Genomic DNA, 13,436 nt, shown 5'->3' on the forward strand with positions numbered 1-13,436 from the left:
GGTGGCCCGCTATCTCGTCCACCGGATCGGGCAGGCCCTGCTGGTGATCTGGCTCGCCTACACGCTGGTATTCCTTGCGGTGCAGCTGCTGCCCAGCGATCCGGTCACCATTTTCCTGACCTCCGACTCCGCCGTGGACCAGGCCGCGGTCGACGCGATGAAAAAGCAGTACGGCTACGACCAGCCGCTGCTCGTCCAGTACGTGCAGCAGTTTGCCGCCCTGCTGCGCGGCGACGCCGGCTTCTCGCTGACCTCGGGCGAGCCCGTCACCGAGCGCATCGGCGGCGCCGTCGGCTCCACCCTGGCGCTGGCCGGCGCCGCCCTGGGCACCGCCGTCGTTCTCGCCCTGACCGTGGTCGCCGCCGCCTCCCTCGCGCCGTCGCCGGTGCTGCGGCGGGTCCTGGTGAACCTGCCGCCGCTGTTCTCCGCCGTGCCCGTCTTCTGGCTGGGGCTCGTGCTGCTGGAACTGCTGTCCATCCGGCTGGGGCTGCTCTCGCTGTTTCCCGACGGGTCCTTCCTCTCGCTCGCCGTGCCGGTGTTCGTCCTCGCGGTCCATGTGTCGGCGCCCATGGCGCAGGTGCTGCTTAAAGCGTGGACGGGGTGTACCGGCAGCCCTTCATCGACGTGCTCCGCGCCAAGGGGGCGTCGCCGGCCTGGATTTTTACCGGCACGTGCTGAAGAACGCCGCCGGACCCGCCCTGTCCGTCCTCGGCATCGCGGTGGGCACCCTGTTCGCCGGGTCAGTGATTACTGAAACCGTGTTTGCCCGTGCCGGCCTGGGCTCGGTGGTCCTGCAGGCGGTGACCACCCAGGACGTGCCCCTGGTCCAGGGACTGGTCCTGCTCACGGCCACGGTGTTTGTGGCCGTCAACCTCCTCGTGGATCTGGCGCACCCGCTCCTGGATCCGCGCATCCTCCACGGTACGCGGCAGGCAGCAGCCCCCGCCCTCGCCTCCTGACACCATCCACCCCAAGGATTCTCGATGACTTCGCTTCTTCCTTCCACAGCCGTCGACGGCGGTGCGCTTCCTCCGGGGCGGCGGAAACCGCACCGGCGGCCGCCGTGCAACCACGACGGCGGCGGCCGGGTGCGCGCCGGATCCCCGGGCTGGCCGCGGCGCCGGTCCTGCTGCCGGTGCTGCTGATCGCCGCGTGGGCGTTCTTTCCCACCCTGTTCACCGGCCACGATCCGATCAGCGGGATCCCGCAGGACAAGTTCCTGCCGCCCACGGCCGAGCACTGGTTCGGCACCGACCACCTGGGCCGCGACGTGTTTTCCCGCGTCGTGCACGGCACCTCCCAGACGTTCCTCACCGCCGGACTGGCCGTGCTGATCGGCCTCGTGGCCGGAACCCTGCTCGGTGTTCTTGCGGCGACCGGCGGGCGGGCCGCCGATGCGCTCACCATGAGGCTGGTGGATGTCCTGCTTGCGGTGCCGGGTTTCCTGATCGCCCTGATCATCGTGACCGCGTCCTCGCCCGGGCCGGTATCGCTGGGCGTCGGGGTGGGCATCGCCGCCGTCGCATCCTTTGCCCGCGTGGTTCGGGCCGAAGTGCTCCGGGTGCGGAACCTGGCCTTTGTCGAGGCCGCCTTCCTGTCCGGCGGAACCTACTGGACCGTACTGCGCCGGCATCTGCTGCCCAACGCCGCCGGACCGGTGCTGTCCCTGGTGGCAGTGGACCTGGGCGCGGCCGTCCTCGTGGTGTCCTCGCTGGGATTCCTCGGGTTCGGCACTCCCCGCCGCAGCCCGAATGGGGGCTGCTGATCGCCGAGGGGCGCCAGTATCTGGGCACTGCGTGGTGGATGACCACGCTGCCCGGCCTCGTTATCGTCGCCGCCGTGGTGCTGCTGGCCGCTGTCGGCCGGCAGCTGCTCAAGAACCTCCGGTTCTGAGAAAGGAATCCCAGCATGAACCGCTCCGCACATTCCCTGTCCTCCGCCGGGCCTTCCGAGGCCGCCGGGCTTCCCGGCGAATCCCCCGGATCCCCCGCTTCCACCGAATCCCCCGCTGCTCCGCTGCTCTCGGTGCGGGGCCTGACCGTCGAATACGGCGCGCCCCGCCTCCGTACCGGTGCAGCCGCCGCCACAGCCGCCGCCTCCACGGCCGGCCCGGCCACCGCCGCCGTGGACCTGGAGGTGCACCGCGGCGAAGTCGTGGCAGTGGTCGGTGAATCCGGCTCCGGAAAGTCCACCCTGGCCCGGGCGATCATCGGGCTGCTGCCGGACACCGGCCGCATCACCGCCGGCAGCATCACCTTTGACGGGCAGGACCTGGGCAGCCTCCCGGACCGCGGCTTCCGGCGGCTGCGCGGCCGGCGGATCGGCCTGGTTCCGCAGGATCCGGGGGCGTCCCTGGATCCGGTCAAAACCATCGGCTCCCAGGTTGCTGAAATCTACCGGCTGCATCCGGACGCGGGCCGGCGGGGAAAACGGCTCACCCGGGCCGAGCTGCACGGCGAGGTCATCCGGCTGCTGGAGCTGGTCGGCATCGACCGCCCGGAGGAACGGATGCACCAGTATCCGCACGAGCTCTCCGGCGGCCTGAAACAGCGCGTCCTGATTGCCATTGCCTTCGCGCTGCAGCCGGATCTGCTCATTGCCGATGAACCCACCTCGGCCCTGGACGTCACGGTGCAGAGCCGCGTGCTGGAGGTCTTCGACCGGCTGGCCCGCAGCTACGGAACCGCTGTCCTGTTCGTGACCCATGACCTGGCCGTCGCCACCGACTACGCCTCGCGCGTCGTCGTGATGAACGGCGGACGCATCCGCGAGGACCGTCCGGTGCTGGACATCCTCACCCGGCCCCAGGACCCGTACACTGCACAGCTGCTCGCCTCCGCCGCCCCCGGGCACCAGGGGAACGACGCCGGAACCCGGCCGCCGTCGTCGGCGCCGGCTGTGCGCGTGCCGGGCGTACCCGCTGTAGCTCCGTCGTCGTCGGCGCCCGCCGCGCTCGAGGTGCGGAACCTGACCAAGGTTTTTGCCCGCTCCGGCGCCGAACGGCGGGCCGTGGACGATGTGTCCTTTACCGTGCGCGCCGGAACCACGTTTGCGCTCGTCGGCGAATCAGGCTCCGGCAAATCCACCACGGCGCGGCTGATCCTGCGGCTGCTGAATCCCACCGGCGGCACCATCCGTGTCGCCGGCGAAGACGCCACCGCCACCGCCGGGAGTGCGCGGCGGGAACTGTGGCGCAGCCTGCAGCTGGTCTACCAGAACCCGGACACCGCACTGGATCCGCGGCTCAGTGTCGCGGACATCATCGGTGAGCCGCTGCGCAACTACCGGATCGGTTCCAGCGCGGAGCAGCAGGCGCGGGTTGCCGAGCTGCTGGAGCAGGTGAAGCTGCCCGGCCGCCTGGCGCGGAGCCGGCCGATGGAGCTGTCCGGCGGGCAGCGGCAGCGGGTCGCCATTGCCCGTGCACTGGCTCCCGGCGCCGGCACACTGGTCCTTGACGAGGCCCTGAGCGCCCTGGATGTCCTGACCCAGACGCAGGTCCTGGAGCTGCTGAAGTCGCTGCAGGACCAGCTCGGCCTGTCCTATCTGTTCATTTCCCACGACCTGCACGTGGTGGAACGGATTTCCGACGACGTCGGGGTGATGCACCGCGGGCAGCTCGTGGAGACCGGACCCACCGCCGACGTGTTCGGCAGTCCGGTCAGTGAATACACCCGCCGGCTGCTAGCCGCCAACCCCGGGCGCCGGCTCCGGGACCTCGCCGCCGCCCGGGAGCCTGCCCCGTCCCCGGTCTGGGCGCTTCCGGTCCTGAGCTCTTCTGGTCCTGAGCAGCTTCCCGTCCCGGCCCTTCTTCCCTCGTCCCTTCCGAAAGGAACGTCATGACCAGCACCAGCAGCCCTTCCCTGGACCTTCGCTCCGGCATCGGCCGGCTCGCCACCGGCCAGCCCGCCGAGCCCGCCACCACCGCGGCCGCCCGCCGCGAACCCGCCACCGGCGAGGCCCGGTACGCGGCCCTCATCACCCGGTTCCGTCCCGTCTTTGACCGCATCGCCGCCGGATCCCTGGCACGGGAGCAGTCCCGGAACCTGCCGTTCGAGCAGGTGGGCTGGCTCAAGGACGCCGGCTTCACCGCACTGCGGGTCCCGGCCGAACACGGCGGGGATCCGGTGAGCGCCGAACATCTGTTCCGGCTGCTGATCGAGCTGGCCGCAGTCGATTCCAACGTGGCGCACCTGCTGCGCTCCCACTTCGCCTTCGGCGAGACGGCCGCCCTGCAGCCGGCCGCCTTCCGGGAGCGGTGGTTTCCGCGGATCCTCGCGGGCCAGCTCTTCGGCAACGCCGCCACCGAGCGCTCCGGCAACGCGCTGGGCACCACCTCCACCACGCTGCGGCAGCAGGACGGCCAGTGGCTGCTGCACGGGGAAAAGTACTACACCACCGGCAGCATCTTCGCGGACTGGGTGGTGGTCATGGCCAGCACCGCCGGCGTTCAGGGACGGCAGTACGCCGTCGTTCCCGCCGACGCCCCGCAGGTGCGGATCGTGGATGACTGGGACGGGTTCGGCCAGCCGCTCACCGGCACCGGCACCGCCGTGTTCGACGACGTGCCCGTGGACGCCGGAAACATCCTGCAGCGCCAGGTCACCAGCACCCTGGAACCGGCCTTCTTCCAGCTGTTCCTGCTGGCGGTCCTGGCCGGCATCGGCCGCGCCGCACTGCATGATACGGCGGCCCTGGTGCAGACCCGCACCCGCACCTTCAACACCGGCTCCGGCGAACTGTTCCGGAACGATCCGCTGATTCAGGAACACGTCGGCCAGCTCGCCGCCAAGGTCTACGCCGCCGAAGCCGTGGTGACGGCCGCCGCCCGCGATCTGGACGCCGCCGCGGATCCGTCCCTGAATCTCTCCCCCGAGCAGGCATTCCTCCGCGCGGAACTCGCCGTGCAGCAGGCCCATGTGGTGGTTCCCGGCCTGGTGCTGGACGCGGCGAGCGCCTTGTTCGACGTCACCGGAGCCTCCGCGGTCAGCCGCGGCAAAGGCCTGGACCGGCACTGGCGCAACGCCCGCACGGTCGCCACGCACAACCCCAGTGCCTTCAAGGCCCGGTCCGTCGGCGACTACTTCGTCAACGGCACCATCCCCACCGGGCTGCACAGCATCGGCGACGCCCCGTCACCGCCGGTTTCCGCAGCGGCGGCCCCGCCACCGTCGTCGGCCGCCTCCCCCGTACCGTCCCCTTCCACTACATCCCCCGCCCCTTCCACCGCAGGAGCAGCATCCTAATGGCCACCTTCTCTCCCCGTCCGCGGCTGCTCCTGAGCGCCTTCGCCATGAACACCACCAGCCACATCCTGGGCGGGCTCTGGCGCCACCCCGACGCGCAGCAGCACCGCTTCAACGAACTCGGTCTGTGGACCGATCTGGCGGCCGAGCTGGAAGCGGCAAAGTTCGACGCCCTCTTCCTGGCCGACGTCGTCGGGCTCTACGGTGATCACGACGGCGGCTGGGCCTCCCATGTGCAGCGCGGGCTGCAGGTGCCGGCCAATGATCCGCTGGTGCTGCAGTCGGCGCTGGCCGGGCGGACCGAGCATCTGGGCCTGGCCCTGACCGGGTCCGTGGTGCAGGCGCACCCGTTCCAGTTCGCCCGGCAGCTGTCCACGCTGGACCATCTGAGCGGCGGCCGGGCGGCGTGGAACATTGTCACGTCCGTGCTGGAGAACGCGCACCGGAACTTCGGCGGCGACGGGCTGGCCGAGCACGACAGCCGCTACGACTGGGCCGATGAGTACCTTGAGGTTTGCTACAAGCTGTGGGAAGGGTCCTGGGACGTGGGTGCCCTGCGGCAGGACAAGGCCGCCGGGATCCATGCCGATCCGGCGCGGGTGCATAAGATCCTGCACCGCGGGCCCCGCTATTCGGTGGACGGCCCGCATCTGTCCGCGCCCTCCCCGCAGGGCACGCCGCTGCTGTTCCAGGCCGGCAGTTCCGGGCGCGGCCAGCAGTTCGCCGCCGCCAACGCCGAAGCGGTGTTCATCTTCGCTCCGCACACCGCGTATGCGAAGAAGACCACCGGCGCCGTGCGGGCGCTGGCCCGCGGCCTTGGGCGGCGGAACGAGGACATCAAGTTCTTCGCCGGCCTGTCCTTTGTGGTCGGCTCCACCGAGGCCGAGGTGAAGGCGAAGCAGGCCGAGTATGACGAGTATTTGGACCTGGACGCGATTGTTGCGCACATTGGCGGCGGCATCGGCGTCGACCTCGGCGGCCTGCCTCTGGACACCACGCTGGGCGAGCTGCGGACCGACGGCGCCCGCGGCGTGCTGGAGGCGCTGTTCGCCTCCGTGCCCGGCGGCAATCCCACCATCGCCGATGTTGCCCGCTACCGCGCCTACAACCAGCAGATCGCCGGCACGCCGGAGCAGATCGCGGACCAGCTGGAAACCTGGCAGGACGCCGGGGTGGACGGCATCAACATCATCAACCAGATCCTGCCCGGCTCCTACACGGACTTCATCGACGGCGTGCTGCCGGAGCTGCGGCGGCGCGGGCTGGCGCAGACGGAGTACCGTCCCGGCACACTGCGGGAGAAGCTGTTCGACGGCGGGACTGACGGGCGCAACGGCGGCGCCCGGCTGCCGGCCCGGCATCCGGGTGCGAAGTACCGCGGCGCGTTTTCTTCGGTGGGAGTCTGAGGGGTCGCTGAACGGCCGGGGAAACTAGACCCGCCGCACGTGCTCCGGCGTCAGCTCCGCGAGGCTGGTGACGCCGAGCAGCTGCATCACCGTGGTCATCTCGGTGCGCAGCAGCTCCAGGGTTCGTACGGCGCCCTGCCGCCCGCCGGCCATCAGCCCGTACAGGTAGGCGCGGCCGATCAGCGTGAAGTCGGCGCCGGCGGCAATCGCAGCCACGATGTCGCCGCCGGACATGATGCCCGAATCCAGGATGATCTCGGCGTCGGGCCCGACGGCGGCGCGGACGGCCGGCAGGATCCGCAGCGGCACGGGGGCCCGGTCCAGCTGCCGGCCGCCGTGGTTGGACACGACAATGGCGTCGGCGCCGCGGGCGAAGACCTCGACGGCGTCGGCCGGGTTTTGGAGGCCCTTGACGATCAGCTTCCCGGCCAGGTTTCCCGCAGCCAGTCCAGGTCCACCATGTTCAGCGAGGGCTCGAACATGGAGTTCACCGTCTCGGCCAGAGACATCCGCTCCCCCTCGAAATTGGCGAAGCCGAGCGGTTTGGTGGTGAGGAAGTTGAACCACCACTCCGGCCGGTAGGAGGCATCTAGGACGGTCTTCGGGGTGAGGGTGGGCGGCATGGTCATGCCGTTGCGGGTGTCCCGCAGCCGGGCTCCGGCCACCGGGGTGTCCACCGTGACAATCAGCGCGCCGTACCCGGCGGCCGCCGCGCGGCTCACCAGCTCCTGGGACCGTTCCCGGTCCTTCCAGAGATAGAGCTGGAACCATTTGGCGGCGTCGGGCACGGTCTCGGTGAGTTCCTCGATCGATGCCGTGCCCATGGTGGAGAGTGCAAACGGAATGCCGAACGCGGCCGCGGCCTGCGCTCCCCGACCTCGCCCTCGGAGTGCATGAGCCGGGTCAGTCCGGTGGGGCCGATGCCCACCGGCATCGCCGCTTCAGTGCCGGCGATCTTGGTGCCCAGGTCCACGCTCGTGACGTCGCGCAGCACGTTCGGAACGAATTCGACGTCGTCAAACGCCGCCCGGTTTCGCCGCAGCGTCTGTTCGCCGAAGGATCCGCCGTCCACATAGTCGAAGGCCGCCGTCGGAATCCGCCGCTTGGCGATATCCCGCAGCTCCCACACGTTGGTGGCCTTCGCCAGCCGTGCGCGCCGGCGGTCCAGGTCGATGGCCTTGAACTGAACGAGGCCGCGGAGTTCGGAGTACTGGGGAATTCGGCGTTTCATGGCTGCTTTCTGGCTCGGTATGACGCCAGTCTAGGACCGCCGCAGTGCCGTGCAGCAGGCGATAACCGTTCGTTACGCGCCGTCAGCAACACCAGAGGTCAGTCGCCGAGCCGTTTGAGCTGAAGGCGGTCCGGATAGGCTTCCCACACCAGGCGCTGCGCAGACGTCTCTGCCTCAGTCATTGAGCATCTCTTGTATGACTCGTCGGCCCGCACTTCGTTCCCGTGTCCCTGCGGATTCGAGCAAGTCAAGGGCAACAGCTGCCAGGGGCACTTTGCCTCCGGCAAACGGTGCGGAGCTGGCGACCTCGCGGATCACCACATTGCCCTGCTGGTTCTCGATAAGTCCGTACGCGTCCCGGAGAGCATTGGCGTCCCCGACCAGCGCGTAGCCCTCGGCGACTGCTGCACCCCCGGTGAGTCCGAAGCGTTCGGCAAGGTCATCGTTTCCCATGGCCGCAGCGCCGCTGAGCAGCAGGTGGTTTCGCAGCAGGTGAACCACATCGGGCGTGGCCCGAAAGCGGCGGACTGAGGCACGCCTGCGTGCCAGCACGGGCAGCTCATCGGCACTCATGGTCCGAAGCTTTGACCTAAGCCGGGACACCGCAGAGGACCCGGCCCACCCAACTTTGGCATCACCGGACAGCAGGGCCAGCGCCGCCCAGGCGTTTTGCTCGGTCCAGGGCCGGCCGGGACGGGTACCCAACCTGGCCAGCTGGTCCACGGACGCCTTATCGACCAGGATCGCCCTGCCGACGGTCCCCGCTTGGATCAGCTGGCCGGTGCCGATGAGCTTGCGCGTTGCCACCTGGCTCACGCCAAGCCGGGCAGCAGCTTCACGGGTGGTCAAGGTATTCATGCACTAACGTTCTCTCGAAGAAACGTTGGTGTCAACCTTAGGGACCAACACCAACCTGCTACCCGGCCGCCCGCCCCGCGGGTGCCGAGAAATTAGACCTCCGTGGTCACCTTCCAGGACGAGTGGATGGCGCCGTGGATGTAGTTCACCGCACCGGCGTCGCCCACGACGTCGACGGCGATGCCCGCCTCCCGCAGCTCATCCGCCAGGGTGCGGCCGCCGTCGTGCCGTCCGCGTAAACCACCATGGACGCGGGTGCGGAGAAGCTCTCCTCCCCCTCGGTCCATTCCACGGTCTTCTCGGTGATCCGGGTAATCTTCACGTTGCGGTGGATCTTCACGCCGTGTTCGGTGGCGTCCTTGACCGCGGTCCAGCGGCGCGGCATGGCCAGCGGCAGGCCCAGCTGCTGGGTTTCGTGCAGCAGCGTGACCCGGCGGCCGCGCTCGGCCAGGAATTCGGACAGTTCCAGGCCCACCAGGGAGCCGCCGATTACCACCACGTCCTTGCCCATCGGCAGCCAGAACTTGGTGAACTGGCGCACGAATTCAGGGCTCTTGGTGACGCCGGACAGCCGGCCGAGCTTGCCCAGGGTGCTCAGCACCGCGCCGGCCTCCTCCGCGGTCGCCGTGCCCAGCATCATGGCGCGCAGCGTGTCGCCGGTCTGCACGTTGGGCAGGTCACCGCCCGGGAAGTCCGGTTTGGGCCGGACAGCGCCGGTGGCGACGATGACCTGGTCGGGGTTGAGCGCCCGGATGGTCTCGACGGTGGCCGGGGTGTTCAGCTTGACCGCAATGTTCAGGCGCTTGATCTCGGACTTGAACCACTTCAGCAGGCGTTCGTTGTCCGGGGTGGTCATAGTGGAGAACCACATGGTGCCGCCGAGGCGGTCGGACTTGTCGACGACGGTGACCCGGTGTCCGCGCTCGGTGAGTACCCGGGCGCTTTCCAGGCCGGCCGGGCCGGCTCCAACAACCACCACGTGCTTGGTAGCCGAGGCGGGCTTCAGCGGCAGCAGCGCCTCGTTGCCCAGCGCCGGGTTCACCGCACAGAACGGAGTGTCGTCGAAGAAGTTCTCCGCCACGCACAGGTAGCAGTTGATGCAGGGACGGACCTGGTCGAACTTGCCGTCGCGGATCTTGTTCGGCAGCTCCGGGTCGGCCAGCAGCTGCCGGCCCATGGCGGCGAAGTCGATCTGTCCGGCGGCCAGCGCCTTCTCCGAGACCTCCGGCAGCATGCGGCCGACGGCGATCACCGGCACGGACACGTGCTTTTTGACCTCGGCGGCGTTCTCCAGGTACGCGCCCACCTTGTTGGGCAGCGGGCCGTCGGTGAAGTTGTCGAACGGGTTCCGCCCCCAGCCGGTCACGTGGATGGCATCTGCGCCGGCCTGCACGAACATCTTGGAGGCGCCGATGGCCTCCTCAAGCGTCAGCCCGCCCTCCTGCCCGTATTCCTCGCCGGCCACCCGGACCAGGATGGCCAGGGAGTTGCCGACGCGTTCCTTGACGGCCTTGATGACTTCGCAGGCCAGGCGGGCGCGGTTGGCCAGGGAGCCGCCGTACTCGTCGGTGCGCTTGTTGTCCCGCTCGTTCAGGAACACGCCGAGAATATAGCCGTGGGCGGCGTGGATTTCGATGGCGTCGGCGCCGGCCTTCGCTATGCGCTCGGCGGCGTCGGCCCAGGTCTCGATCAGCCAGGAAATGTCCTCGGTGGTCATCTCGCGGTACGTGGTCTGCTTGCCGGCGGTGGCGGCGCCCATTTTGCCGAGCTCTTCGCGGGTGCTGTCGGCCAGGGCTGACATGTCGTAGCTGTAGTCCGGCTGGTTGGGGGCAAGCACCGGACGGTCGTTGGCCACATCCACGCGGGCAACTTTGCCGTGGTGGGTGGACTGGATGCAGAGCTTGCTGCCAGCGGCATGCACCGCATCGGCCAGAGCCTTCAGGCCCGGAATGTACTTGTCATCCGAGAGGCCCGGTTCCTTCATCGACGCCGCACCATGCGGGAAGGCGATCGCGCAGGCACCGGTGATGATCAGGCCGGCGCCACCTTCGGCCCGGGCCACATAGTGGTCGATCTCGGGTTGTTCGATCTCGCCGTGCTCGGAGACGTTCATGTCCATGGCAGGCAGCACAATGCGGTTGGTCGTTTCCATCGGACCGATGCGGCCCGGAGCCATCAGGTGAGGAAAGGTTTTGGTAGTCACGATCATGATGATACCGCCTAAGTTTACGACGTAAACGCACGACGGCGGGGCGCAGCGCGGGATGCAGGGCTGACGGGGAGTCGCTGTCGGATAGTGGGGAGGGTCCGGTGGGCCAACTCAACCGCTAAGGAAATCAAAAACGGACCCTGGTCCCGCTGAATGGGACTGCCGCAGCGGCGGTGCTTAAAGCAGCGAAGCCGGCGGAATCATCCGCCGGCTTCGCTCAGCAAGTATCCGCTGACCCCCCACAGGCAGCGGATATTTGCAGACTTATCGCTGTTTCATTCATGACTCACACATGTGTGAGTCATGAATGAAAATATAGCACCGCTCACATACCGGGTCAAAGCTTGATTTCCGTGGGAGGAAATCAGGAGTCCTCGTCGAGGATTGCCGCGATGGCCTTCAGCGCTTCCGGATCCACCGGCCCGAGAGCGCGGGCCGCGAAGTTTCGCACTTCGGCGCGGCGCAGGCTGCGGAGCAGTTCCAGCTCGGCTTCCACCCGTTCCGGCAGCTTGCCGCCGTCCTGCAATAAGTATTCGGGATTGACGTCAAAAACCGCGGCAATGGCCCGCAGCGCCTCGTCCGGGACGACCTGTTCCTTGCCTGATTTCAACAGCGACCAGCGGGTGCGGGACAGGTAATAACCGGCTTTCTGGGCGCCGTCCCGTATCGCCGGATAATCGAAGGGCTTGCCGGTGTCGGACATAATGACGTCCAACAGCAAATTGATCTTCCGGGCAAGCGTTTCGGCCCGCCGGATGCCCGCCGCACGTTCCGGGGGAAGATCAAAATTGTCCACTAAGTTCAGCTCCAAGTCATTGCTACGAGAAAACAGCAGAAGGTTGCCACTCCCAGGGCTGCGCCTGCGAACGCCTCCGGCCAGGTGTGTTCACGAAGAGACACCCGGCTGAACATCATCAACGGCGATAATATCAACAACCACGCCCAGGCTGTCCCAAAGATGACCGCGACCCACAGCACGCCAAAGGTAATCACGGACACGTGGGCAGACACGTTGAGCCAGCGGCGGAACAACACCAGCCCCGCGTTACCCACAAACAGCGCCGCCACGGTCAGCGGGACCGGCGCCGGCACAGGAATAACAAAGCAGACGACGGCGCCCGTGAACGTCAGCACGGCCAGCAGCTGAACCCGGAGCCGGTCCGGCAGGCCGCGCCGGCGGAACGGTCGTTTCAGCCCCTTGTACAGGAGCGCCGGAAACCCCACGACGCCGGCCAGCAGGGCGGCAACGCCCAGCGGGTCCAGCCCGGCCCTGACGCCGGCCAGGAGCACCAGGCCTGCCAGGACCAGGGCCGGCGGGAGAACCTTGGAGTAGCTAGCGGCCGGTGTCAGCCGAGCGCCGGACCGGTGAACCGTTGTGCTCAATTCGTGTACCTATCTCGTCAATAATGCGGGCCTCCTGCGGCGACAGCAGGTCCGGGTCCAGGACCCGGATGTCGCCGATGAAAATGAACCAGCGGTAGAGCTGGGCCTTGGAGCTGCGGGTCCCCGGGGAAACACTGTCCGCGCCCATCGACCGCCGTCCCTCGGGCGTCTGCGCCAGACGGGTCACGATGGGCTTCAGGGCTTCGAGGTCCTGCTCTCGTTCGGCCCGGGTGCGGAAGGCGTCCCTGATCCGCCCGGAGGACGGCAGGATGAACCCGGCTGCGAAGCCCACCGCCATCAGGGCCAGGAGGATCTGATAGCCGACCGCCAGCAGGCCGCTGTAACTATCACCGGTGCCGCGGAGCTCCATTCCGATCTGGAACATTTTCAGGCCGGCCGCGGCCACGCCAACCAGGCACCCGGCACTGAGGATATCGAAGCCGATCCGGAACGGACAGGACTCCCCGTGCCTGTTCCGGCGCAGCGTTTCCACTCCGGTGTAGCCGCTGATGACACCAAACCAAGCAAAGAACAGGCCCTGGTACAGGGCAATGGTCGGCAGGCTGCCGAACGTGTCGGTGAAACTGGCCGCGGATCCCTGCGTGTCCGAAATGACCAGCAGCACCAGCTGCGCCACCGCCAGGATAATTCCGGCGCCGACCAGCAGCTTGACGCGCCGTTCCTGACCGGTGGCCCGCAGCAGCAGGCGGCTCAGCTCCGTCATGCCCATGCCCATCAGCAGGTGCACCACCAGGTTGAGGGCGTTCCATCCGCCCAGCAGCGGATCGACCGCCAGATAGATCCGGTCGATGTTGAGGGTAGCCCCCAGCGCCACCATCGAAACAGCCGGGAGGATGCCCGGCTTCCAGCCGAACCGCAGGCCCAGCAGCCGGACCGCCACCACGGCCCAGAGAATGATGACCGGCACGACTTGCAGGTGCGTCATATAAAGGTGCGCTCGAAGTCGCTGGGACGTTCACGTTCCGTGGGCAGCAGGGCCAGGGAGAGCAGGTACGCCACGTGCTCTGCGGCCCGCTCGGTTTCGTTCCAGTCCAGTGACCGCGCCAGCATCCTTTGATGCCCCGGCGGCTGCCGATGTGCTCGAA

12 protein-coding genes and 1 pseudogene are annotated in these 13,436 nt (G+C 68.2%); 6 read left to right on the forward strand and 7 right to left on the reverse strand.

Features of this window, described 5'->3' with window-relative positions:
- The first annotated feature begins 1 nt into the window (after position 1).
- From OL239_RS16605 to OL239_RS16630, 6 genes are all read left to right on the forward strand, one after another.
- A complete protein-coding gene (locus OL239_RS16605) occupies positions 2-754 on the forward strand; it encodes an ABC transporter permease (RefSeq protein ID WP_268909830.1) in 753 nt (250 codons plus the stop codon).
- Positions 720-959 (forward strand): ABC transporter permease subunit, encoded by a 240-nt coding sequence (locus OL239_RS16610; RefSeq protein ID WP_268909831.1) that lies wholly within the window; start codon positions 720-722, stop codon positions 957-959. Before OL239_RS16605 ends, OL239_RS16610 begins: the two co-directional genes overlap by 35 nt.
- A gap of 104 nt (positions 960-1,063) precedes the next feature.
- The gene (locus tag OL239_RS16615; RefSeq protein ID WP_329609263.1) at positions 1,064-1,765 is read left to right on the forward strand and encodes an ABC transporter permease; all 702 of its coding nucleotides are present in this window, start codon (positions 1,064-1,066) and stop codon (positions 1,763-1,765) included.
- A 143-nt stretch (positions 1,766-1,908) separates the two neighbouring features.
- The gene (locus tag OL239_RS16620) at positions 1,909-3,840 is read left to right on the forward strand and encodes an ABC transporter ATP-binding protein (protein WP_268909832.1); all 1,932 of its coding nucleotides are present in this window, start codon (positions 1,909-1,911) and stop codon (positions 3,838-3,840) included.
- Positions 3,837-5,243, forward strand: coding sequence for an acyl-CoA dehydrogenase family protein (locus tag OL239_RS16625; protein ID WP_268909833.1), 1,407 nt, complete (start codon positions 3,837-3,839; stop codon positions 5,241-5,243). The genes OL239_RS16620 and OL239_RS16625 overlap by 4 nt, the downstream gene beginning before the upstream one ends.
- Positions 5,243-6,649 carry an NtaA/DmoA family FMN-dependent monooxygenase gene (locus tag OL239_RS16630; protein ID WP_268909834.1) on the forward strand — a complete coding sequence of 469 codons (1,407 nt, stop codon included), beginning with the start codon at positions 5,243-5,245 and terminating at the stop codon, positions 6,647-6,649. Before OL239_RS16625 ends, OL239_RS16630 begins: the two co-directional genes overlap by 1 nt.
- A gap of 24 nt (positions 6,650-6,673) precedes the next feature.
- Here the strand turns inward: OL239_RS16630 and OL239_RS16635 are convergent.
- From OL239_RS16635 to OL239_RS16665, 7 genes and pseudogenes are all read right to left on the reverse strand, one after another.
- Positions 6,674-7,880: pseudogene (locus tag OL239_RS16635) on the reverse strand (alpha-hydroxy acid oxidase).
- A 174-nt stretch (positions 7,881-8,054) separates the two neighbouring features.
- Complete coding sequence (locus OL239_RS16640) at positions 8,055-8,738, reverse strand: helix-turn-helix domain-containing protein (protein WP_268909835.1); 684 nt, start codon at positions 8,736-8,738, stop codon at positions 8,055-8,057.
- 145 nt (positions 8,739-8,883) lie between these two features.
- Positions 8,884-10,941, reverse strand: coding sequence for an FAD-dependent oxidoreductase (locus OL239_RS16645; protein ID WP_268909836.1), 2,058 nt, complete (start codon positions 10,939-10,941; stop codon positions 8,884-8,886).
- Positions 10,942-11,311: 370 nt separating this feature from the next.
- Entirely contained in the window at positions 11,312-11,743 is a 432-nt protein-coding gene (locus tag OL239_RS16650) for a hypothetical protein (RefSeq protein WP_268909837.1), read from the reverse strand.
- 5 nt (positions 11,744-11,748) lie between these two features.
- A complete protein-coding gene (locus tag OL239_RS16655; protein WP_268909838.1) occupies positions 11,749-12,330 on the reverse strand; it encodes a hypothetical protein in 582 nt (193 codons plus the stop codon).
- Positions 12,281-13,276 carry a hypothetical protein gene (locus OL239_RS16660; RefSeq protein ID WP_268909839.1) on the reverse strand — a complete coding sequence of 332 codons (996 nt, stop codon included), beginning with the start codon at positions 13,274-13,276 and terminating at the stop codon, positions 12,281-12,283. The genes OL239_RS16655 and OL239_RS16660 overlap by 50 nt, the downstream gene beginning before the upstream one ends.
- Positions 13,273-13,401 (reverse strand): hypothetical protein, encoded by a 129-nt coding sequence (locus OL239_RS16665; protein WP_268909840.1) that lies wholly within the window; start codon positions 13,399-13,401, stop codon positions 13,273-13,275. Before OL239_RS16665 ends, OL239_RS16660 begins: the two co-directional genes overlap by 4 nt.
- Between the last annotated feature and the right edge of the window lie 35 nt (positions 13,402-13,436).

The organism is Arthrobacter sp. ATA002 (assembly GCF_026898095.1).
Classification (GTDB): Bacteria; Actinomycetota; Actinomycetes; order Actinomycetales; family Micrococcaceae; genus Arthrobacter_B.